This window comes from Pseudomonas entomophila (assembly GCF_018417595.1).
Classification (GTDB): Bacteria; Pseudomonadota; Gammaproteobacteria; order Pseudomonadales; family Pseudomonadaceae; genus Aquipseudomonas; species Aquipseudomonas entomophila_C.
Window position 1 is genome coordinate 65,647 of record NZ_CP070982.1, and the last position, 21,706, is coordinate 87,352.

Sequence of the window (21,706 nt, forward strand, 5' to 3'; positions counted from 1 at the left end):
TACCTATTTCAGTAGGTTAGCGTACTTGGTAAGAATTTGTAATCATTTTGCCATCATCTAATGATTAGTATTTCACTCGATTGTTTAACTGGCGGCGGGCTGCCGGGCCCTGGCCTCGGGTGGCAGGAAGTCACGGTCCGGGTCGTAGTCGCGGCTCAGGTAGTGCGACAGGTCGAGCAGGTCCTGGGGGGCCAGGCTGCCGGCAGCCTGCTTGAGCTTGAGCGAATCGATGATGTAGTCGTAGCGGGCGTCGTTGTACTCGCGCACGGCCCGGTACAGCTGGCGTTCGGCGTTGAGCACGTCGGCGGTGTTGCGCGAGCCGATAGCCCGGCCCACCTGGTTGGCCTTGAGCGATGCCTGGCTGGAGCGAATGCTCTGCTGGCGTGCCTGTACCTGCTCCACGTCGGCATTGACCGCGCGGTGAAGATTGCGGGTTTGCAGTACCACTTCGCGGCGGCGATCTTCACGCTCGTCCTCGCTCTGGGCCAGGCGCTCGCGCGTTTCGCGTACCTGCGAGCTGGTCAGCCCGCCGGCATAGAGCGGGATGTTCAATTCGAGGCCCAGGGTGCCCTGGGCGATGTCGTCGCGGTAGCCGTTGCGCCCGAAATCGGTGGGATTGCTGTAGCCGAAGCGATCGTTGTCGCCCTTGCGGTAGGACGCCACGGCATCGAGGGTCGGGGCATGCCCGGCCTTGCGCTGGCGGTTGGCCTGTTCGGCGGCATCGACTGCCTGGCCGCTGGCCAGCAGTGCGAGATTGCCTTGCACCGCCTGGTTGACCCAGGTGCTGGCGTCGTTGGGCAGCGGCGGCTGGACCGGCAATTGATGGGCAATGCCGGCGATTTGCGCATAATCCTGGCGCGTGAGGCGCTGGAGCGCCTCGAAGGCGTCCTCGACCTTGCGTTGCGCCAGCTTGCGGTTGGCGCTGGCGTTGTCGAAGGCGGCCTGCGCATCGAGTACATCGGTGATGCTCGAGGCGCCATTGTGCAATCGCCCTTGGGCCTGCTCCTGCTGGCGTGCGAGTGCTTTCTCCTCAGCTTTCGAGGCGGCCAGCGCGTCGAGTGCGCGCAGGGTGTCGAAATAGGCTTCGGCGGTTTGCAGGATCAGCGCCTGTTCCTTCGATGCCAGCTCCAGGCCTGCCTGGGCTGTGCCGGCCTCGGCGGCCTTGAGTGCGTACCAGCGATCCAGGCGCAGCAAGGGCTGGTTGAGGTTGGCCTGGTAGACCATGCCACTGCGGGTGCGGGTAAGGGCGGGCTCGTCACGCTGCAGGCGGGTGCTTTCGAAGGTGGCCCCGGCATTGAGGCTGGGTAGCAGGCCTGCCCGGGCTTGCGGCACGCGCTCACTCAGCGCCTGGTACTCGTGGCGAGCGGCGCTCAGGCGAGCGTCCTGCTCCACTGCATGGCGATAGACATCCAGCAGTTCGGCGCGGTGGGGGTCGGCGTGCAGTGCGGTGGAGCAGAACAGGCAGGTCAGTAGGGTGGCGCGGGCAAAGGCGGTACTGCGGGGCATGACGATCCGTGTCTGGCATTTGTAAAAGAGGGCGCATCCTATACTGGCAAAGTGCTTTAAATAAATCGGAAGAGCGACATGTTGTTTGTCTGAACACTCGTAGTAGAGCGGCTGAAAGCAGATTGGCCGGCCGTCGACCTGGTCACGCAAGAGCGCCCTCGCTATGTTCAGCCAGGCTAATCGACGCCATTATTTTCACTCATGCCTCTTGGCACCTGATGTAATTTTGCTATTATCGAAAGCCCGCCAAGATCTTCTGGAACGCCCGTTCTAGAGCCTCCGGAATTAAGTTTCAGTTAAGATTTCTCCGCTAGCGTAGGAATCCAGTCCACAGCGACTGTGATCATTTGCCTGTGCGTGTCATCTAAATCCCCGCATAGCCAGAATCTTTCCCCGGTAAACTGGAACTTACCTTCAAACCGTCAAGAGGATGAATCATGCCCATCAAGGACCCATCCAAGGTTGTCCCGGCCGCACCCGCCGAAAGCGCCGATGCCGCCCTGAAGCATATCGTCGACGGCTTCCTGCGGTTCCACACCGAAGTCTTCCCCGAGCAGCAGGAGCTGTTCAAGAAGCTGGCCACCGCGCAAAAGCCGCGGGCCATGTTCATCACCTGCGCCGACTCGCGCATCGTCCCCGAACTGATCACCCAGAGCTCGCCGGGCGACCTGTTCGTCACCCGTAACGTCGGTAACGTCGTGCCGCCGTATGGCCAGATGAACGGCGGTGTTTCCAGCGCCATCGAGTACGCCGTGCTGGCCCTGGGCGTGCACCACATCATCGTCTGCGGCCACTCCGACTGCGGCGCGATGCGCGCAGTGCTCAACCCGCACTCGCTGGACAAGATGCCGACCGTTTCCGCCTGGTTGCGCCATGCCGAAGTCGCGCGCACCGTGATCGAGGACAACTGCTCCTGCGGCAGCGAACATGAAAGCATGCAGCTGCTGACCAAAGAGAACGTCATCGCCCAGCTGCACCACCTGCGCACCCACCCTTCGGTCGCCTCGCGCCTGGCGGCCGGCCAGTTGCACATCCATGGCTGGATCTACGACATCGAAACCAGCCAGATCGAAGCCTACGATGCCGCCAGTGACCGCTTCCTGCCACTGACCGCAGGCGAGCCGATCCCCTCCGCTACTCCGAGAGGCCGCTACTAAGCGACCCGAACACGCTGAAACGACCTTGATAGCCGGCTGCACCCGATGGGTGCGGCGCGGTCTTCGCCTGCCTTGAATTTCCCTGGACACCTTGCCGGCAAGCCCGCTGGCGGCCCGCGCCTGCGCGCGATTCAGGGATCCCCGTGCCTGCGGCCAGAGGAATGGCCGTGAACTTGAGAAAGGAGCGTCATGGTGAACAAGACACAGATCAAAGCGGCATTGCCGCGTGAGTTGCTGGCCTCGGTGGTGGTATTCCTGGTGGCCCTGCCGTTGTGCATGGGTATTGCCATCGCCTCCGGCATGCCCCCGGCCAAAGGACTGATCACCGGCATCATCGGCGGCATTGTGGTGGGCTTCCTGGCGGGCTCGCCGTTGCAGGTGAGCGGCCCGGCGGCGGGCCTGGCGGTGCTGGTGTTCGAACTGGTACGCCAGCATGGCATGGCCATGCTCGGGCCGATCCTGTTGCTGGCGGGGTTGCTGCAATTGTTGGCCGGGCGCCTGCGACTGGGTTGCTGGTTCCGGGTAACGGCACCGGCAGTGGTGTACGGCATGCTTGCTGGCATCGGCGTGCTGATCGTGCTGTCCCAGATACATGTGATGTTCGACACGGCGCCGCAGCCGTCGGGTGTGGATAACCTGCTGGGCTTCCCGGCCACGCTGGCTTCGGCCGTACCGCTGGAAAGCGCGGGCAGTGGCTGGCAGGCCGGCGTGCTGGGCCTGGGCACTATCGCCATCATGTGGGGTTGGGAGCGGTTTCGCCCGCAACGCCTGCGCTTCATTCCTGGCGCCCTGCTCGGGGTCGCGACGATGACGGCCATCAGCTTGTGGCTGGCCCTGCCGGTCAATCGCGTGCAGGTGCCTGCCGACCTGTCTCAAGCCATCGACTGGCTGCGCCCCGACGATTTGCTCAAGCTGGCCGACCCCACGCTGCTGGTGGCAGCTTTCGCCCTCGCATTCATCGCCAGCGCCGAGACCCTGCTGTCCGCGGCCGCGGTGGACCGCATGCACAGCGGCCAGCGCTCGGACTTCGACCGTGAACTGTCGGCGCAGGGTATCGGCAACATGCTCTGCGGCGTGCTTGGCGCGCTGCCGATGACCGGGGTGATCGTGCGCAGCTCGGCCAATGTGCAGGCCGGCGCGCAGACCCGGGCTTCGGCGATTCTGCATGGCGTGTGGTTGCTGGCCTTCGTGGTCGCGTTGAGCAGCGTGCTGCAGCAGATCCCGGTGGCCAGCCTGGCGGGCGTGCTGGTGTACACCGGCGTGAAACTGGTGGACTTCAAGGCGTTCCGTGGCCTGGGCCGCTATGGACGGATGCCGATGTTCACCTATGCCGCCACGGCACTGGCAATCGTCTTCACCGACCTGCTGACCGGTGTGCTGCTGGGCTTTGCCCTCACCTTGCTGAAGCTGGCGTTCAAGGCGGCGCGGCTGAAGATCAACCTGGTGGCGCTGGAAACGCCAGGGCACATGGAACTGCGCCTGAGCGGGGCGGCGACGTTCCTCAAGGTGCCGGCACTGACCCAGGTGCTGGAGACCGTGCCGGAAGGGACGACGCTGCATGTGCCGTTGGGCAACCTGAGCTATATCGACCATTCCTGCCTGGAACTGCTGGAGGACTGGGGGCGTAGCGGCGCGGCCAAGGGCACGCGGCTGGTGTTGGAGCAGCGGCGGTTGAAGCGGCGGGTCGAGGGTCGGCTGCGAACTACGGCGGGCGTTGGGGCCTAGCCTGATCTGAGGGGCCTGGGGCTGCTGCGCAGCCCTTTCGCGACACAAGGCCGCTCCCACAGATACAGCGCAGAAATTGAATCATGCACTGAACCTGTGGGAGCGGCCTTGTGTCGCGAAAGGGCCGCATAGCGGCCCCGGCGATTTCGAATGTTACTCAGGCCGACTGGCTCAGCTCGACCCCGAGCTGGCGCGACAGGCACGGCCAGCGTTTCCACGCCGCGCCGGTTTCCGGGCTCGACAGCTTGTCGCGATAAGCCTCTACCGATTCAGCGGCAAAACTCTCGTCATCGAGCATTTCATCCACTGAATGATGCACCACCTCGTCCAGCTGGTTGGCGAAGGTCTCGCCGATCAACTGGTGGGCGATCAGGTTGGCCACCGTGGTATCCACCGGAATCAGCGGCTGCTGGAAATGGCGGATGTACAGGTCGTTGACCTCCTCGACCAGGCGATGCGCCAGGTAGGCCTCGTCCAGCAGGCAGTCGAGACCGACATGCCCGGCCATCACGCTGGGCGGCTGCAGGAAGTAGGCTTCGGCGATCTTCAGCACCGGTTTGATCTGCGACTCGATGCCGGCCTCGAGCGCCACGTTGTGCGCGGCCTCGAGCAGTTCCGGAACCTCGTTGATGTAGGCGCCGACGAAGCGCGCCAAGGTACCCTGGGCATCCTGCTGGGGTAGTTGGATCGAGGGATGCAGGTGTGGCAGTTGCAGTTCGAGGCGGGCTTTCAGTTGGCCTGTGCGGCTCTCATGTTGATGGGCGGTTTCGATCTGCTCGCGTACAGCAGCGATGTTCATGACAACTCCAGGGACAAGGCGTTACAAACGGAAGACACTAAGTTAGCTTGCTTACGAGAATGCCTAAGACGCATTTGTTATATCTCTGAGGCACGTGTAGGAAATTGGCTATATCAATGTGCCATCATTGTGCCCCGCCCCAGTGTCCATGCGTCTTCCAGCGCAAACGTTTGGATTGGTTAATATCATTTAAAACCCTTCATTGCGCACCATTGGTCGGTGTCTATACTCCGCTTGAAACGTGATTCGTTGATGAGGCCCGACTGCCGTTTGCAGGGGGCTCGGTCGTCGAAGCCAGGCAGTCTTGGCCACCGTTCCCCCCTATGTCGTAAGGTCGTCCGCGCCTCCGGGACTACAAGAACGATAAGGGGAACCCGCAATGATGCGACATCCACATGTCTGGATGGGCCTGTTGCTGTGGTCAATGTTTGGTCAGGCACAGGCGGCATGGACCGTGAACATGGCTCCCGGGGCGACGGACGTCTCCCACGCCGTGTTCGACCTGCACATGACCATCTTCTGGATCTGCGTGATCATCGGCATCGTGGTGTTCGGCGCGATGTTCTGGTCGATGGTCATCCACCGCCGCTCCACCGGCCAGCAGCCCGCGCATTTCCACGAGCACACCTGGGTGGAGATCCTCTGGACCGTCGTCCCCTTCCTGATCCTCGTGGCCATGGCCATCCCGGCCACCAAGACCCTGATCGACATCTACGACGCCAGTGAGTCCGACATCGACATCCAGGTCACCGGCTACCAGTGGAAGTGGCACTACAAGTACCTGGGCCAGGACGTGGAGTTCTTCAGCAACCTGGCCACCCCCGCCGACCAGATCCACAACAAGGCGCCCAAGGACGAGCACTACCTGCTCGAAGTCGACCAGCCGCTGGTGCTGCCGGTGGGGGCCAAGGTGCGCTTCCTGGTGACCGCCGCCGATGTCATCCATTCCTGGTGGGTGCCCGCCTTCGCGGTCAAGCGCGACGCCATCCCCGGCTTCGTCAACGAGGCATGGACCCGTATCGAGAAACCCGGCATCTACCGTGGCCAGTGCACCGAGCTGTGCGGCAAGGACCATGGCTTCATGCCGGTGGTGGTGGAGGTGAAGTCCAAGGCCGACTACGAGACCTGGCTGGGCGAGCGCAAGGCCGAGGCGGCCAAGCTCAAGGAACTGACCAGCAAGGACTGGACCCTGCAGGAACTGGTCGAGCGCGGCGACAAGGTCTACCACACCACCTGCGTGGCCTGTCACCAGGCCGAGGGCCAGGGCTTGCCGCCGATGTTCCCAGCGCTCAAGGGCTCGAAAGTCGCCACCGGGCCGAAGGAGGAGCACCTGAGCGTGGTCTTCCATGGCCGCCCCGGCACCGCCATGGCCGCCTTCGGCAAGCAGCTCTCGGAAGTCGACATCGCCGCGGTGGTCACCTACGAGCGCAACGCCTGGGGCAACAACAAGGGCGACATGGTCACGCCGAAGGACGTGCTGGCGCTCAAGCAGGCGCAAAGCAAATGAACCGGTGCCTTAGGGTTGCAGGAGACAGGACATGAGTGCAGTGATCGACGACCACGCCCACGGCCATGAACACGCCCACGGCCCGGCCAAGGGCCTGATGCGCTGGGTGCTGACCACCAACCACAAGGACATCGGCACGATGTACCTGTGGTTCGCCTTCACCATGTTCCTGCTCGGCGGCTCGTTCGCCATGGTGATCCGCGCCGAGCTGTTCCAGCCCGGGCTGCAGATCGTCGAGCCGGCGTTCTTCAACCAGATGACCACCATGCACGGGCTGATCATGGTGTTCGGCGCGGTGATGCCGGCGTTCGTCGGGCTGGCCAACTGGATGATCCCGTTGATGATCGGCGCCCCGGACATGGCCCTGCCGCGGATGAACAACTTCAGTTTCTGGTTGCTGCCGGCGGCGTTCCTGCTGCTGGTCTCGACCCTGTTCAGCCCCGGCGGCGGGCCCAACTTCGGCTGGACCTTCTACGCGCCGCTGTCGACCACCTACGCTCCGGCCAGCGTGACCTTCTTCATCTTCGCCATCCACCTGATGGGCATCAGCTCGATCATGGGCGCGATCAACGTGATCGCCACCATCCTCAACCTGCGCGCCCCGGGCATGACCCTGATGAAGATGCCGCTGTTCGTCTGGACCTGGCTGATCACCGCGTTCCTGCTGATCGCGGTGATGCCGGTGCTGGCCGGCGTGGTGACCATGATGCTGATGGACATCCACTTCGGCACCAGCTTCTTCAGTGCCGCCGGTGGCGGTGACCCGGTGCTGTTCCAGCACGTGTTCTGGTTCTTCGGCCACCCCGAGGTGTACATCATGATCCTGCCGGCTTTCGGCGCGGTCAGCTCGATCATCCCGGCATTCTCGCGCAAGCCGCTGTTCGGCTACACCTCGATGGTCTACGCCACCGGCGCGATCGCCTTCCTGTCGTTCATCGTCTGGGCCCACCACATGTTCGTGGTCGGTATCCCGGTGGTGGGCGAGCTGTTCTTCATGTACGCCACCATGTTGATCGCCGTGCCCACCGGGGTGAAGGTGTTCAACTGGGTCAGCACCATGTGGGAGGGCTCGCTGACCTTCGAGGCGCCGATGCTGTTCGCCATCGCCTTCGTCATCCTGTTCACCATCGGTGGGTTCTCCGGGCTGATGCTGGCCATCGCCCCGGCGGACTTCCAGTACCACGACACCTACTTCGTGGTGGCGCATTTCCACTACGTGCTGGTGCCTGGGGCGATCTTCGGCATCTTCGCCTCGGCGTACTACTGGCTGCCGAAGTGGACCGGCCACATGTACGACGAAACCCTGGCCAAGCTGCATTTCTGGCTGTCGTTCGTGGGCATGAACATGGCCTTCTTCCCCATGCACTTCGTCGGCCTGGCCGGCATGCCGCGGCGGATCCCCGACTACAACCTGCAGTTCGCCGACTTCAACATGGTGTCGTCGATCGGTGCGTTCATCTTCGGCGCCACCCAGGTGTTCTTCCTGTTCATCGTCATCAAGTGCATCCGCGGCGGCACGCCAGCCCCGGCCAAGCCCTGGGATGGCGCCGACGGGCTGGAGTGGACGGTGCCGTCGCCGGCGCCCTACCACACCTTCCAGACCCCGCCGGACGTGAAGTAGGAGCCCTGCAATGGACGGCCTTTCGCTCAAACGCCTGGTCACTCGCCTGCTGATGCTGACGGTGGTGATGTTCGCCTTCGGCTTCGCCCTGGTGCCGATCTACGACGTGATGTGCAAGGCCTTCGGCATCAACGGCAAGACCGGTGGGCAGTACGAGGGCAGCCAGGTCAGCGACCCGTCGCGCTCGGTGCGGGTGCAGTTCATGTCGACCAACGCCGGCGACATGAGCTGGGAGTTCCACTCCAGCGCCGACCAGCTCGAGGTCAACCCGGGGGCGGTGAACCAGATGATCTTCATCGCCCGCAACCCCACCGACAAACCCATGAGCGCCCAGGCGATCCCCAGCATCACCCCGGCCGAAGCCGCAGCGTACTTCCACAAGACCGAGTGCTTCTGCTTCACCCAGCAGGTGCTGCAGCCGGGCGAGCGCATCGAGATGCCGGTGCGTTTCATCGTCGACCGCGACCTGCCGGAGTCGGTGAAGCACCTGACCCTGGCCTACACCCTGTTCGACATCACCGCTCGCCACCCCCCGGTCGCCCATGTCGCGACCGAGGCCGCCCGTTGAGGGAAGGAGATCAACCATGGCAAGCCACGAGCATTACTACGTCCCGGCGCAGAGCAAGTGGCCGATCATTGCCACGATCGGCATGTTCATCACCGTGTTCGGCCTGGGTACCTGGTTCAACGACCTCAAGGCCGGCCACCCGGAGTCCCACGGGCCGCTGATCTTCTTCGTCGGCGGGTTGTTCCTGGCGTACATGTTGTTCGGCTGGTTCGGCTCGGTGGTCAGGGAAAGCCATGCCGGGCTGTACAGCGCCCAGATGGACCGCTCGTTCCGCTGGGGCATGAGCTGGTTCATCTTCTCCGAAGTGATGTTCTTCCTGGCGTTCTTCGGGGCGCTGTTCTATGTGCGGGTGCTGGCCGGGCCGTGGCTGGGGGGCGAGGGGCACAAGGGCGTGGCGCACATGCTCTGGCCCAACTTCGAGTTTGTCTGGCCACTGCTGCACACGCCCGATCCGAAACTGTTCCCGCCACCGAAGGAAGTGATCGACCCGTGGCACCTGCCGTTGATCAACACCATCCTGCTGGTGAGCTCCAGTGTGACCGTGACCATCGCCCACCATGCCTTGCGCAAGGGGCATCGCGGCCCGCTGAAGCTGTGGCTGGGGCTGACGATCCTGCTGGGGCTGTCGTTCCTGGCGTTGCAGGCCTACGAGTACCACGAGGCCTACACCAAGCTGGGGCTGACGCTGGGGTCGGGGGTCTATGGCGCGACGTTCTTCATGCTCACGGGCTTCCATGGCGCGCATGTGACGCTGGGGACGGTAATCCTGTTCGTGATGTTCTGCCGGGTGCTGCGGGGGCATTTCAACCCGGAGAAGCACTTCGGGTTCGAGGCGGCGAGTTGGTACTGGCACTTCGTCGATGTGGTGTGGGTGGGGTTGTTCATCTTTGTTTATGTGTTGTAGGAGCGGCTTCAGCCGCGAAGCGTGGCACCCGCTTCGCGGGTGATCGCGGCTGAAGCCGCTCCTACAGGGGATGGTGGGGATTTCAGAAGGGGGCGTGCGACACCAACTGGCCGCTGATGAAGCCCCAGGCCACCAGCCCGATGGTCAGGGCCGCCAGGGTGACACGCACGGTCAGGGCCTTGAGCAGGCGGGTCGAATGGTCGTCGTCCTTGACCAGGAATACCAGGCCACTGAACAGGCTGGCGACCGTGGCCAGCAGCATCAGGACTATCGCGGCCTTGAGCATGGCGCTACTCCGGGGGGATGCGGTGATGAGAACAAGTATAGCGGTTGCCCCGACGAGGCCCCGATGAGGCCGTTTCGCCCGGGCTGGATTCCGACCCTGGTGGTGCTCGCGCTGCTGCCGGGGCTGCTCTCGCTTGGCTGCTGGCAACTGCGCCGCGCCGACGAAAAGCGCGCCCTGCTCGACACCTACACCGAACGCCAGATCGAGGCACCGGTGGCCGCCGCGCAATTGCGCCAGTTGCCGGATCCCGCCTTCTACCCCGTACACCTTTACGGCCGCTTCGACGCCGAGCACAGCCTGCTGCTGGATAACCAGATGCGCGATGGCAAACCCGGTGTCGAACTGCTGCAACCCTTCCACGACCAGGCCAGCGGGCAGTGGCTGCTGGTCAATCGCGGCTGGTTGCCTTGGCCGGATCGTCGCGTGCCGGTGCGTTTCGACACCCCTGACCAGCCACTGGCGCTGGAGGCCTCGGTGTATGTCGCGCCCGGCAAGACGTTCCAGCTCCACCCCGACTCGACCGAAGGCCGGTGGCCGCACCTGCTCACCGCCATCGACCCGGCCGCGCTCTGGCAACAACTGGGCCGGGATGGCTTCGCCCATGAACTGCGCCTGCAGCCGGGCCCGGCCAGCTACCGGCTGGACTGGCCGGTAGTCGCCATGGGGCCCGAAAAGCACCTGGGCTATGCCGTGCAGTGGTTTGCCCTGGCGACGGCATTGCTGCTGCTCTACCTCTATTTCGGCTGGCATCACAACGACAAGGAGAACCGCCATGGCCGCCGCCACGAGTCCATTGCACGCACCTGAAGGCCGCAAGGCCCGTGGGCGTTTGCAATTGCTGCTGATCCTGTTCGTCGTGCTCGGGCCGATGATCCTCGCCACCAGCATGTACAAGTTGCAGTTCTGGGTGCCGGACGGGCGCAGCTACCACGGTGTGATGATCGGCAACGGCCTGGGCCGCGCCGACATCGGCATCGATGCCCAGGATGAACGCTGGCAACTGCTGGTCAGTGCCCCCGAGGCCTGCGCCGAAGACTGTCGGCAGTTGGTGTACCTGGCCCGGCAGATCCAGATCGGGTTGGGCCGCGACGCCAGCCGCGCCAGCCATGCCCTGGCCTCGGCCCAGGCGTTGGATGGCGATTACCAGGGCGTGCTCGACCGTGAGTACCCGCAGTTGCAGCGCTATCCGCTGGATGCCCAGCGTTACCGGCAAAAGGTCAGTGAGCCAGGCCCGCAGCTGTGGATCGTCGACCCCCACGGCAACCTGGTGCTGCGCTATGACGCGAAGGTCAACGGCAAGCAGGTGCTGGACGACCTGCGCCATCTGCTCAAGCTGTCCAACATCGGCTAGGAGGCCGCCATGGCCAGACCCGGATTCCGCCTCGCTGTGTTCGCCACCCTGCTGGCGCTGCTGGTCGTGCTGCTCGGCGCCTACACCCGGCTGACCCACGCCGGCCTTGGCTGTCCGGACTGGCCGGGCTGCTATGGCTTCATCAGCGTGCCCAAGACCGATGCGCAGCTGGCCCATGCCGAGCTGCATTTCCCTGAGCATCCGGTCGAGGAAACCAAGGGCTGGGCGGAAATGGTCCATCGCTATTTTGCCGGGACGCTGGCGCTGGTGATCGCCCTGCTCGCCTTCCAGGCCGTGCGCCGGCATGCCCGCGATGGCCAGCCCTATCGCTTGCCGCTGTTATTGCTGGGGGTCGTGCTGGCCCAGGCGGCGTTCGGCATGTGGACGGTGACCTTGAAGCTCTGGCCCCAGGTAGTTACGGCGCACTTGCTCGGAGGCTTCACCACGGTCAGCCTGCTTTTTCTGCTATCCCTGCGTCTATCCCGGGCCTTTGCGCCGTTGCCGAAACTGCCCCTGAGCCTGCGCCGTATCGCTGCGTTGGCACTGCTGGTGGTGATCGGCCAGATCGCCCTGGGCGGCTGGGTCAGTTCCAACTACGCGGCGGTGGCCTGCATCGACCTGCCTACTTGCCATGGCCAATGGTGGCCGGCCGCGGACTTCAGCAATGGGTTCCACCTCACCCAGCACGTCGGCCCCAACTACCTGGGCGGGCAGCTGGACAGCGATGCGCGCACGGCGATCCATATCAGCCATCGCCTCGGTGCCTTGCTGGTCACGTTGGTGCTGCTGATGCTCAGCTGGAAACTGCACCGCAACGGCCTGACCGGCCTGGCGTGCCTGGTGCTGCTGGCGCTGGCGCTGCAAGTCGGGCTGGGCGTGAGCAACGTGCTGCTGCACCTGCCGCTGGCCGTGGCTGTGGCCCACAACGCTGGCGGCATCCTGTTGCTGCTGAGCATGGTGCTGGTGAACTACCGCATCCGCGTGGCCGACAAGGTGCGTGTCGGCCTTGGTTGGCGCCTCACTCCGGTGAGCAACGTCGGGCTCTCCCATCACATGAGGAATGATTCGTGGCGACGCTTCTGAGCACGGAACGCCCACGCGCCGGCTGGCGCGACTACATGGAGTTGACCAAGCCCAAGGTGGTGGTGCTGATGCTGATCACCTCGCTGGTGGGTATGTTTCTCGCCACCCGCGCCGGCGTCGCCTGGAGCGTGCTGCTGTTCGGCAACCTGGGGATCGGCCTGTGCGCAGGGGGTGCGGCGGTGGTCAATCACGTGGTGGACCGGCGCATCGACGCGCTGATGGCCCGCACCCACAAACGCCCGCTGGCCCAGGGCCGGGTCGCGCCGCTCCCGGCCCTGGCCTTCGCCTTGCTGTTGGCAGTGATGGGCCTGGCTTTGCTGCTGGCGTTCACCAATACCCTTACCGCCTGGCTGACGCTTGCCTCGTTATTGGGTTATGCGGTGCTCTACACCGGCTTTCTCAAGCGTGCCACGCCGCAAAATATCGTGATCGGCGGCCTGGCCGGCGCGGCCCCGCCGTTGCTGGGCTGGGTGGCGGTAAGTGGGCATGTGGGTGCCGAGCCGCTGTTGCTGGTACTGATCATCTTCGCCTGGACCCCGCCGCACTTCTGGGCCCTGGCCATCCACCGCAAGGCCGAGTACGAAAAAGCCGATATTCCAATGCTGCCGGTGACCCATGGCGAGCGTTACACCGCGCTGCATATCCTGCTCTACACCCTGATCCTGCTGGCCGTCAGCCTGTTGCCCTACGCCATCCACATGAGTGGCCCGCTCTACCTGGCCAGTGCCCTGGCCCTGGGCCTGCGCTTCCTGCACTGGGCCTGGGTGTTGTACCGTGGCACCCGGCCGCACGCGGCGATCAAGACGTTCAAGTACTCTATCGTCTACCTGTTCGCCCTGTTCATCGCGTTGCTCGTTGACCACTACCTGTTGCTGAACCTATGACCCGAACCCAGAAAACCGTCTTCATCCTCGTTGCCCTGGTCGCGCTGATCATGGGCCTGACCGTCAACAAGGTGCTCAGTGACCGCGGTCAGCTGAACCCCACCGAACTGATCGACGCCGGCATCATCCTGCTGCCTCAGAGCCGCACGGTGCCGGATGTGAAGATGACCGACCAGAACGGTCAGCCCATCGAGCTGGACCAGCTCAAGGGCAAATGGTCGCTGTTGTTCTTTGGTTACACCTACTGCCCGGACATCTGCCCGACCACCCTCGCCCAGCTGCGCCAGGTGAAGAGCGAGCTGCCCAAGGAGGCCATCGAGCGCCTGCAGGTGGTGCTGGTGAGCGTGGACCCGAACCGTGACACACCGAACCAGCTCAAGCAGTACCTGGGCTATTTCGACAAGGATTTCGTCGGGGTGGCGGGGTCGATCGAGGATACGCAGAAGCTGGCCAACGCCCTGAGCATCCCGTTCATTCCGGCCGACACCAGCAAGCCGGGGTACACCGTGGACCACAGCGGCAACCTGGCGGTGGTCGGGCCGGATGGGCGTCAGCGCGGGTTCATTCGTGCGCCGTTCAACAACCAGAAGCTGGTGGCGCAGTTGCCGGGGCTGGTCAAGCGCGATTGAGCACGTTGGGCCTGCTATGCAGGCCATCGCGGCACAAGGCCGCTCCTACAGAAGATCGCATGCCTCTGTAGGAGCGGCCCCGAGTATTTCAGATCAGAACGCCGGAATCACCGCGCCCTTGTACTTCTCGGTGATGAACTGCTTCACCTCAGGCGAATGCAGGGCCGCGGCCAGCTTCTTCATGGCATCCGCGTCCTTGTTATCTGGGCGGGCAACCAGGATGTTCACGTAAGGCGAATCGCTACCCTCGATGACCAGGGCGTCCTTCTCCGGGTTCAGCTTGGCTTCCAGCGCATAGTTGGTGTTGATCAGCGCCAGGTCGACCTGGGTCAGCACGCGCGGGATGGTGGCTGCTTCCAGCTCGCGGAACTTCAGCTTCTTGTCGTTGCCGGTGATGTCTTTCACGGTCGACAGGATGTTCTTGTTGTCCTTGAGCTTGATCACGCCGGCCTTGTCCAGCAGCAGCAGGGCGCGGCCGCCGTTGGTGGCGTCGTTGGGGATGACCACGGTGGCGCCGTCAGCCAGCTCGTCGAGCTTTTTCAGTTTGCTCGAGTAGGCGCCCAGGGGCTCCAGGTGCACGCCGGTGACACTGACCAGCTGGGTGCCCTTGGCCTTGTTGAACTCGTCCAGGTATGGCTGGTGCTGGAAGAAGTTGGCGTCCAGGCGCTTTTCCGCGACCTGTACGTTCGGCTGGATGTAGTCGGTGAATTCCTTGACCTTGAGTTCCACGCCTTCTTTGGCCAGCTGCGGCTGGACGAACTTGAGGATCTCGGCGTGCGGCACCGGGGTGGCGGCGACGGTCAGGGTCTCGGCGTGGGCCGAGAAGGCCGCGACAGCGGCGACAACAGCAAGCAGCTTCTTCATTGATCACTCCTTGTGAGGGCCGCGACGGCCCCCGAACGGGTCGGCCAGGCCGACCCCATTGGGGTTACTTACGGGAAAAGTGCACGACCAGCTTGTCGCCGGCGCTCTGCAGCACCTGCACCAGCACCAGCAGCAATACCACGGTGACCACCATCACGTCGGTCTGGAAGCGCTGGTAGCCGAAGCGGATGGCCAGGTCGCCCAGGCCGCCCGCGCCCACCACGCCGGCCATGGCGGTGTAGGAGACCAGGGTGATGGCGGTGACGGTGATCGCTGCAAAGATGCCCGGACGGGCCTCGGGCAGCAAGGCGTTGGTGATGATCTGGCGGGTGGTGGCGCCCATCGACTGGGTGGCTTCGATGATGCCGCGGTCCACTTCGCGCAGGGCGGTCTCCACCAGGCGGGCGAAGAACGGCGTGGCACCCACCACCAGCGGCGGGATGGCACCGGCGACGCCCAGCGAGGTGCCGGTGATCAGCACGGTGATCGGGATCATCACGATCAGCAGGATGATGAACGGCAGCGAGCGCAGGATGTTCACCACCAGCGACAGCAGCGCGTACACGCCCTTCTGCTCGAACATCTGGCGTGGCCCGCAGAGGAACAGCAGCACGCCCAGCGGCAGGCCCAGCAGCACGGTGAAGAACAGCGAGCCGAACAGCATGATCATGGTGTCGACGGTGGCCAGCCAGATTTCGGCCCAGTCGACGTTGGCGAAGAAATTCAGGGCGTCCATCAACGCAGTACCTCCATATGTACGTCAGCTGCCTTGAAGCGGGCGAACGCCGCTTCCATGTCACCGCCGATCAGGGCGAGGGTGAGCTGGCCGTAGGGGACATCCTTGATGCGGTCGATGCGCCCGGCGAGGATGCTGTAGTCCACGCCGGTCTCGCGGGCCACGGTGCCCAGCAGCGGCGCGTAGGTAGCGTCGCCCTGGAAGGTCAGGCGCACGATGCGGCCCGGCACGTGGGCGAAGTCGTCACGTTGCTCGCCTTCGTCGACCTGCTCGTCTTCCTGGACGAAGCGCTTCGTTGTCGGGTGCTCGGGGTGCAGGAACACCTCGGCGACCGGCCCCTGCTCGACGATCTTCCCGGCGTCCATCACCGCCACGCGGTCGCAGACCCGGCGGATCACGTCCATCTCGTGGGTGATCAGCACGATGGTCAGCTTCAGCTCGCGGTTGATCTCGGCCAGCAGTTGCAGCACCGAGGCGGTGGTCTGCGGGTCGAGGGCGCTGGTGGCTTCGTCGCACAGCAGGATCTTGGGGTTGGTGGACAGCGCGCGGGCAATGCCGACGCGCTGCTTCTGCCCGCCCGACAGCTGTGCCGGGTACTTCCTGGCGTGGTCCTGCAGGCCGACGCGGGCCAGCAGTTCGGTGACGCGCTTGTCGATTTCACCGCGCGACAGCTCGCCAGCCAGCACCAGCGGCAGGGCGACGTTGTCGGCGACGGTCTTCGAGGCCAGCAGGTTGAAGTGCTGGAAGATCATCCCGACCTGCTGGCGGAAGCGGCGCAGCTGGTTGGCATCGAAGGCGGTGACGTCTTCGCCGTCGACGATGATCTTGCCGCCGCTGGGGGCCTCGAGGCGGTTGATCAGGCGCAGCATGGTGCTCTTGCCGGCACCGGAGTGGCCGATCAGGCCGAACACCTGGCCATCTTCGATGGTCAGGCTGGTCGGGTTCAGGGCCGGGATATCCCTACCGTCGACACGGTAGGTCTTGTGGACATTTTGAAACTCGATCACTGAGCGAACCTTGTGGGGCGCATGGAATGTGGGCCAGCGGTTAGCCGGGGTCGCGCATTTTAGCCTTTTCCAATAGCTGTACTTATCATTTATTTCTGATTCGTCCAATCAATTGGGCATAACGCGACGATTGGTGCGCCTGATCGAAGGCAATCGCGGGCTTGCCCCGCGATTGATCATTGCTGATGAGGAACCAGCACCACCTGCGCGGGCAACGAACGCTGGATTTCATGCTTCTGCTGCAGCGCGAAGCCGCTGTCGAGCTTGCGCACGCGCTTCTCCAGCAGGGTCTTGAGCCACGGGGCGTCTTGGGTGCGGGGCACCTGGAACACCACGTCGCACTGGTAGTTGACCACGTCCAGGGCGATGTCATCGAGCTGGCGACGCAGGGCGCGGCTGTCGGTGGTCTTGAGTGCGACAACGGTGTTCGGCGCAGTCGGATCGATCAACCGAGCCCGTGGTTGCTTCTCCGCAGCCTTGAGCGCTGCTTCGGCTTTTTCCAGCTCAGCCTTGCGGGCATTGGCCATGGCATCGCCACCCGTCAGCGCAGGGGCTTTGGGCATCAGCGCGCGAGCGCGGGCCAGCGCGGTGGCGGCGGCATTGACATCGCCCTTCTGCAGGACGATCTGGCTACGGCGCAGATACGCTTCAGCCAGTTGCCGCTGGTGGGGCTCCAGGCGCGCGTCGTCAGGCGATTGCGCCTGCAGCGCGGCGAGCTGGTCCTCGGCGGTGGCCAGCTCGTTGGCGGCAATGGTTTGTTCCAGCTGCTGCCAGGCATCCGGTTGGACAGGCGCCACCGGCTGTTCGGCAGGCTTGCTGGAGCAGGCGGCCAGGAACAGGGAAAACGCGGCAACAAGCAGATAACGTGAGGCGAACGGCTTCATTCCTGCGACTCTCTATTTGCGCAAAAAGCGAGCAAGTCTACACCCAGGTGCGCACGCTCGAAAACAGGCCATACAGACCTTGTGCCCATGGAAAGGTTGCGTGCGCCCCCTGAATTTTCAGCGTTTGGGCAACGCCAGGCTCAGCAAGAATAGCACCGCCGCGCAGACCACGATCGACGGCCCGGCCGGTGTATCCTTGAACCACGACATGGCCAGGCCACCGCATACCGCGGTGACCCCCAGCAGGCTGGCGCCCAAGGCCATCTGCTCGGGCGAGCGGGCGTGACGTTGTGCCGCGGCCGCCGGGATGATCAGCAGCGAAGTGATCAGCAGCACGCCGACGATCTTCATCGCCACCGCGATCACCACGGCGATCAGCAGCATCAGCGCCAGGCGCAGCCCGGCCACCGGCAGGCCCTCGACCATCGCCAGTTCCTCGTGCACCGTGACTGCCAGCAACGGGCGCCAGAGTGCGGCCAGCAGCACCAGCACCAACGCGCTGCCACCAAGGATCCAGGCAAGGTCGGTGGTGCTGATCGCCAGCAGGTCGCCGAACAGGTAGGCCATCAGGTCGATGCGTACATCGTGCATGAAACTCAGCACCACCAGGCCCAGCGACAACGTGCTGGGGGCGAGGATGCCGAGCAGTGTGTCGGAGGCCAGCGGCTGGCGCTGCTGCAAAGTCACCAGCAGAATCGCCAGCAACAGGCAGCCAACGGTTACCGCCAACGCCGGGCTGACGTCCAGGGCGAAGCCCAGGGCCACGCCCAGCAGTGCGGCATGCGAGAGGGTATCGCCGAAATAGGCCATGCGCCGCCAGACCACGAACGAACCCAGCGGGCCGGCGACAAGGGCCAGCGACAGGCCGGCAAGCAGGGCGTAAAGAAGAAAATCAGCCATGCTTGCAGTGCTCTCCGTGGACATGGGTGCCGGGGGCGATCACCGAGCCGTGAAGGTCGTGGCTGTGATCGTGATGGTGGTGGTAGACGGCCAGGCTCTTGGCGTTCTGGCCGAACAGCTCGACGAAGGCTGGGTCGTTGCTGACCTGTTCCGGATGGCCCGAGCAGCAGACGTGACGGTTGAGGCAGACCACCTGGTCAGTGGCGCTCATCACCAGGTGCAGGTCGTGGGAGACCATGAGCACGCCGCAACCATGGCGGTCGCGCAGGCGAGTGATGAGGTTGTACAGCTCGGTCTGGCCGACCACGTCGACCCCTTGCACCGGCTCGTCGAGCACCAACAGCTCCGGCTCGCGCAACAGCGCGCGGGCCAGCAGCACCCGCTGCATCTCACCGCCGGAAATGGTCTGGATCGGGCTGTCGATCACCTGCTCTGCACCGACCTCCTGCAATGCCGACGAGGCTGCCGCGCGGTCTACACCGGGCACCAGGCGCAGGAAGCGTAGTACCGACAGCGGTAGCGTGGCGTCCACCTGGATTTTCTGCGGCATGTAGCCGATGCGCAGCTTCGGCTTGCGCCATACCTTGCCGCGATGCGGCTTGAGCAGGCCGAGCACGGCGCGCACCAGGGTGGTCTTGCCGGCGCCGTTGGGGCCGATCAGGGTGACGATCTGGCCGGGCGCGACCGCCAGGTCGATGCTGTCGAGCACCGCTTCACCGGCAAAGCTGACCCCGACCTGCTCGAGGCGGATCAGTGCGTCGCTCATGCCTTGCCCCGGCAGTTGCCGCACAGGCCGACTACTTCCACGGTCTGCGTTTCGACGGCGAAGCCGACGGCCTTGGCGCTGTCGACGATGGCATTGCTGATGCTGTCCTGCTCCAGTTCGATGGCCACGTGGCATTCACGGCAGATCAGGAACTGGCCCTGGTGTGCGTGCTCGGGGTGGCTGCAGCCGATGAAGGCGTTGAGCGAGGCGATGCGGTGCACCAGGCCGTTTTCCAGCAGGAAGTCCAGCGCACGATAGACGGTCGGTGGCGCGGCGCGACGGCCGTCCTGCTCGCTGAGCACGGCGAGGATGTCGTAGGCGCCCAGCGGTTTGTGGCTCTGCCACACCAGCTCCAGCACCCGGCGGCGCAGGGCGGTCAGGCGCAGGCCCTGACGGTTGCACAGCGCGTCGGCCTCGGCCAGCGCGCTGTGGACGCAATGGGAATGATCGTGGGGGCGGTGGGCCAGCGGCGTGATGGACATGGGCAGCGACGGTTCAGGATGGAGACGTTATTATGTTACCTGTTTCTGACGACCCGAGTATCCACCGTGTCCCGATTCCTTGTCCTCTTTGTCGCTTTCATCGCCTGCTCGGCCCAGGCCGACGTGCGCGTGCTGACCAGCATCAAGCCCCTGCAGCAGATCGCCGCGGCCGTCCAGGACGGTGCCGGCAGCCCTGACGTGCTGTTGCCGCCGGGCGCCTCCCCGCACAACTACGCGCTACGCCCGTCCGACGTGCGCAAGGTGGGTGATGCCGACCTGCTGTACTGGATCGGCCCGGACATGGAAGGTTTCCTGCCTCGCGTGCTGGCCAGCCGCGGCAAGCCCAGTGTGGCGGTGCAGTCGCTTCCAGGCCTGCAGTTGCGCCACTTCGGTGAGGACAGCCACTCCCACGAAGAAGACCACGACGACCATGACCATGACCACCGCCCGGGCAGCCTCGATGCGCACCTGTGGCTGTCGTCGGCCAATGCCCGGGTGATCGCGGCGAAGATGGCCGCTGACCTGGCGGCAGCCGACCCGGCCAATGCCGCGCGTTATCAAGGCAATCTGAAGCTGTTCATCGAGCGGATGGACGCCCTGGATGGGCGGATCAAGCAACGTGTGGCGGGGATTGCCGGCAAGCCGTACTTCGTGTTCCACGAAGCGTTCGATTATTTCGAAGCCGCCTATGGCCTCAAGCATACGGGCGTGTTCAGCGTGGCGTCGGAAGTGCAGCCGGGGGCGCAGCATGTGGCCGCGATGCGCAAGCGCCTGCAGGAAGTGGGCAAGACCTGTGTGTTCAGCGAGCCGCCGCTGCGGCCGCGCCTGGCCGAGACGCTGACGGCGGGGTTGCCGGTGCGCCTGGCGGAGCTGGATGCGCTGGGCGGGACCGATCCGGTGGATGCCAGGGGCTATGAGCGCTTGCTGGAGAAGCTGGGCAGCGACCTGACAGGTTGCCTGGAACAACTGTAGGAGCGGCTTCAGCCGCGAAGCGGGCGCCACGGTGTGTGGCACCCGCTTCGCGGGTGATCGCGGCTTAAGCCGCTCCTACAGGTTTTGTCATCGTCCGTTAGAGCGCGAATGGCAGTTTCAACGCCACCTGCTGGCGCTGCACCAAGCGCACTTCGAACTCGCTCGGGTCGTGGATCATCACATCCATCCCGGCAAATGCCTGCGCCGCGATCAATCGCGACAACCAGAAACGCACGCACGCCACCCGCAGCATCACCGGCCACAGCTCGGCTTCAGCTGCAGTGAATGGCCGCAACGCCGCGTAGGCGCCCAGCAGCGCCTGGGCCCGCGGCAGGTCGATGCCGCCCTGTTCGTCCAGGCACCAGTCGTTCACGGTGATGGCCACGTCATACAGCATCGGCCCGGAGCAGGCGTTGTAGAAATCGATCACGCCGGTCAGGTGGGTGCCTTCGAACATCACGTTGTCACGGAACAGGTCGGCGTGCAGGTTGGCCTTGGGCAGGGCCAGGATCTGCGCCTTGTGCGCGGTGATCTCATCCAGTGCCGGCTTCAACAGTTCGGCTTGTGCGCTGTTCAGGCCGGACAGCAACTCAATGCCAGACGCCAGCATCCAGTCCAGGCCGCGGTCGGTGCGGCGCTCGATGATGCGCTCGCGGGTGGCCAGGTGGATGTGCGCCAGCAGTTCGCCAACCTGGGCGCAGTGCTGGTTGTTCGGCGCCTTGATGTGCTTGCCGGACAACCGTGGCTGCAGCAGCGCCGGTTTGCCGCACAGCTCGCGCAGGCCGTTGCCGTCGCGGTCACGCACGGCGTAGGGCACCGGCATGTCGGCCTCATGCAGCACATCGAGCAGTTCGATGAAGAACGGCATGTCTTCGGCCGGCCCGCGCTCGATCAGTGTGAGGACGAACTCCCCTTGCTCCAGGCTGACGAAGAAATTGCTGTTCTCGGTACCGGCGGCAATGCCCTGGAAGTCGAGCAGACGGCCCAGTTCGTACGGCGCCAGAAAGGTTTCCAGCTCAGGCCGGGACACAGGGGTGAAGACTGACATGTTGAAAAATTGCCCATGCGGGCACTT

The 21,706-nt window shown here is 64.4% G+C and carries 23 protein-coding genes; 12 read left to right on the forward strand and 11 right to left on the reverse strand.

What is annotated here, in order from left to right; genetic code table 11:
* Window positions 1-84 precede the first annotated feature (84 nt).
* Entirely contained in the window at window positions 85-1,506 is a 1,422-nt protein-coding gene (locus JYG34_RS00290) for a TolC family outer membrane protein (RefSeq protein WP_213659025.1), read from the reverse strand.
* Between the two features lie 437 nt (window positions 1,507-1,943).
* On the opposite strand from JYG34_RS00290, the gene JYG34_RS00295 reads away from it, so the two are divergent.
* Both JYG34_RS00295 and JYG34_RS00300 read left to right on the forward strand, forming a co-directional pair.
* Entirely contained in the window at window positions 1,944-2,663 is a 720-nt protein-coding gene (locus tag JYG34_RS00295; RefSeq protein WP_213659026.1) for a carbonic anhydrase, read from the forward strand.
* Between the two features lie 189 nt (window positions 2,664-2,852).
* Entirely contained in the window at window positions 2,853-4,388 is a 1,536-nt protein-coding gene (locus JYG34_RS00300) for a SulP family inorganic anion transporter (protein WP_213659027.1), read from the forward strand.
* A gap of 157 nt (window positions 4,389-4,545) precedes the next feature.
* On the opposite strand, the gene JYG34_RS00305 is transcribed toward JYG34_RS00300, so the two are convergent.
* On the reverse strand, window positions 4,546-5,187 hold the full coding sequence (locus JYG34_RS00305) for a hypothetical protein (protein WP_213659028.1): 642 nt from the start codon (window positions 5,185-5,187) through the stop codon (window positions 4,546-4,548).
* Window positions 5,188-5,566: 379 nt separating this feature from the next.
* Here JYG34_RS00305 and coxB point away from each other — a divergent pair, with 379 nt between their 5' ends.
* From coxB to JYG34_RS00325, 4 genes are read left to right on the forward strand one after another with little or no spacing between them, the layout of a single operon-like run.
* A complete protein-coding gene (gene coxB, locus JYG34_RS00310) occupies window positions 5,567-6,694 on the forward strand; it encodes a cytochrome c oxidase subunit II (protein ID WP_213659029.1) in 1,128 nt (375 codons plus the stop codon).
* Between the two features lie 31 nt (window positions 6,695-6,725).
* Window positions 6,726-8,315 carry a cytochrome c oxidase subunit I gene (ctaD, locus tag JYG34_RS00315; RefSeq protein WP_213659030.1) on the forward strand — a complete coding sequence of 530 codons (1,590 nt, stop codon included), beginning with the start codon at window positions 6,726-6,728 and terminating at the stop codon, window positions 8,313-8,315.
* Window positions 8,316-8,325: 10 nt separating this feature from the next.
* The gene (locus JYG34_RS00320; protein WP_213659031.1) at window positions 8,326-8,883 is read left to right on the forward strand and encodes a cytochrome c oxidase assembly protein; all 558 of its coding nucleotides are present in this window, start codon (window positions 8,326-8,328) and stop codon (window positions 8,881-8,883) included.
* Between the two features lie 16 nt (window positions 8,884-8,899).
* Window positions 8,900-9,787, forward strand: coding sequence for a cytochrome c oxidase subunit 3 (locus JYG34_RS00325; RefSeq protein ID WP_213659032.1), 888 nt, complete (start codon window positions 8,900-8,902; stop codon window positions 9,785-9,787).
* A gap of 82 nt (window positions 9,788-9,869) precedes the next feature.
* Here the strand turns inward: JYG34_RS00325 and JYG34_RS00330 are convergent, their stop codons facing one another.
* Window positions 9,870-10,073: a twin transmembrane helix small protein gene (locus JYG34_RS00330; RefSeq protein WP_011531515.1), complete on the reverse strand. Its 204-nt coding sequence runs from the start codon at window positions 10,071-10,073 to the stop codon at window positions 9,870-9,872.
* A gap of 63 nt (window positions 10,074-10,136) precedes the next feature.
* On the opposite strand from JYG34_RS00330, the gene JYG34_RS00335 reads away from it, so the two are divergent.
* From JYG34_RS00335 to JYG34_RS00355, 5 genes are read left to right on the forward strand one after another with little or no spacing between them, the layout of a single operon-like run.
* Entirely contained in the window at window positions 10,137-10,880 is a 744-nt protein-coding gene (locus JYG34_RS00335) for an SURF1 family protein (protein WP_213659033.1), read from the forward strand.
* A complete protein-coding gene (locus tag JYG34_RS00340) occupies window positions 10,846-11,424 on the forward strand; it encodes a hypothetical protein (protein ID WP_213659034.1) in 579 nt (192 codons plus the stop codon). The genes JYG34_RS00335 and JYG34_RS00340 overlap by 35 nt, the downstream gene beginning before the upstream one ends.
* Before the next feature lie 9 nt (window positions 11,425-11,433).
* Window positions 11,434-12,507, forward strand: a complete 1,074-nt coding sequence (locus tag JYG34_RS00345) for a COX15/CtaA family protein (protein WP_213659035.1) — start codon at window positions 11,434-11,436, stop codon at window positions 12,505-12,507.
* Window positions 12,492-13,391: a heme o synthase gene (cyoE, locus tag JYG34_RS00350; RefSeq protein ID WP_213659036.1), complete on the forward strand. Its 900-nt coding sequence runs from the start codon at window positions 12,492-12,494 to the stop codon at window positions 13,389-13,391. The genes JYG34_RS00345 and cyoE overlap by 16 nt, the downstream gene beginning before the upstream one ends.
* Window positions 13,388-14,020, forward strand: coding sequence for an SCO family protein (locus tag JYG34_RS00355; RefSeq protein WP_213659037.1), 633 nt, complete (start codon window positions 13,388-13,390; stop codon window positions 14,018-14,020). Before cyoE ends, JYG34_RS00355 begins: the two co-directional genes overlap by 4 nt.
* A 93-nt stretch (window positions 14,021-14,113) precedes the next feature.
* Here the strand turns inward: JYG34_RS00355 and JYG34_RS00360 are convergent, their stop codons facing one another.
* The 7 genes from JYG34_RS00360 to zur form a co-directional block, all read right to left on the reverse strand.
* Complete coding sequence (locus JYG34_RS00360; RefSeq protein ID WP_213659038.1) at window positions 14,114-14,884, reverse strand: MetQ/NlpA family ABC transporter substrate-binding protein; 771 nt, start codon at window positions 14,882-14,884, stop codon at window positions 14,114-14,116.
* Between the two features lie 64 nt (window positions 14,885-14,948).
* The gene (locus JYG34_RS00365) at window positions 14,949-15,620 is read right to left on the reverse strand and encodes a methionine ABC transporter permease (RefSeq protein ID WP_213659039.1); all 672 of its coding nucleotides are present in this window, start codon (window positions 15,618-15,620) and stop codon (window positions 14,949-14,951) included.
* Window positions 15,620-16,627 (reverse strand): methionine ABC transporter ATP-binding protein, encoded by a 1,008-nt coding sequence (locus tag JYG34_RS00370; RefSeq protein WP_011531523.1) that lies wholly within the window; start codon window positions 16,625-16,627, stop codon window positions 15,620-15,622. The genes JYG34_RS00365 and JYG34_RS00370 overlap by 1 nt, the downstream gene beginning before the upstream one ends.
* A 176-nt stretch (window positions 16,628-16,803) precedes the next feature.
* The gene (locus JYG34_RS00375) at window positions 16,804-17,511 is read right to left on the reverse strand and encodes a PA5502 family lipoprotein (RefSeq protein ID WP_213659040.1); all 708 of its coding nucleotides are present in this window, start codon (window positions 17,509-17,511) and stop codon (window positions 16,804-16,806) included.
* Between the two features lie 117 nt (window positions 17,512-17,628).
* Window positions 17,629-18,411 carry a zinc ABC transporter permease subunit ZnuB gene (gene znuB, locus JYG34_RS00380; protein WP_011531525.1) on the reverse strand — a complete coding sequence of 261 codons (783 nt, stop codon included), beginning with the start codon at window positions 18,409-18,411 and terminating at the stop codon, window positions 17,629-17,631.
* Window positions 18,404-19,177, reverse strand: a complete 774-nt coding sequence (gene znuC / locus JYG34_RS00385; protein WP_213659041.1) for a zinc ABC transporter ATP-binding protein ZnuC — start codon at window positions 19,175-19,177, stop codon at window positions 18,404-18,406. The genes znuB and znuC overlap by 8 nt, the downstream gene beginning before the upstream one ends.
* Window positions 19,174-19,659: a zinc uptake transcriptional repressor Zur gene (zur, locus tag JYG34_RS00390; protein ID WP_011531527.1), complete on the reverse strand. Its 486-nt coding sequence runs from the start codon at window positions 19,657-19,659 to the stop codon at window positions 19,174-19,176. Before zur ends, znuC begins: the two co-directional genes overlap by 4 nt.
* 18 nt (window positions 19,660-19,677) lie before the next feature.
* On the opposite strand from zur, the gene JYG34_RS00395 reads away from it, so the two are divergent.
* Window positions 19,678-20,631, forward strand: coding sequence for a zinc ABC transporter substrate-binding protein (locus JYG34_RS00395; protein ID WP_286089044.1), 954 nt, complete (start codon window positions 19,678-19,680; stop codon window positions 20,629-20,631).
* A 97-nt stretch (window positions 20,632-20,728) separates the two neighbouring features.
* Here JYG34_RS00395 and JYG34_RS00400 read toward each other — a convergent pair whose 3' ends face one another.
* On the reverse strand, window positions 20,729-21,679 hold the full coding sequence (locus tag JYG34_RS00400) for a homoserine kinase (RefSeq protein ID WP_011531529.1): 951 nt from the start codon (window positions 21,677-21,679) through the stop codon (window positions 20,729-20,731).
* Window positions 21,680-21,706 lie beyond the last annotated feature (27 nt).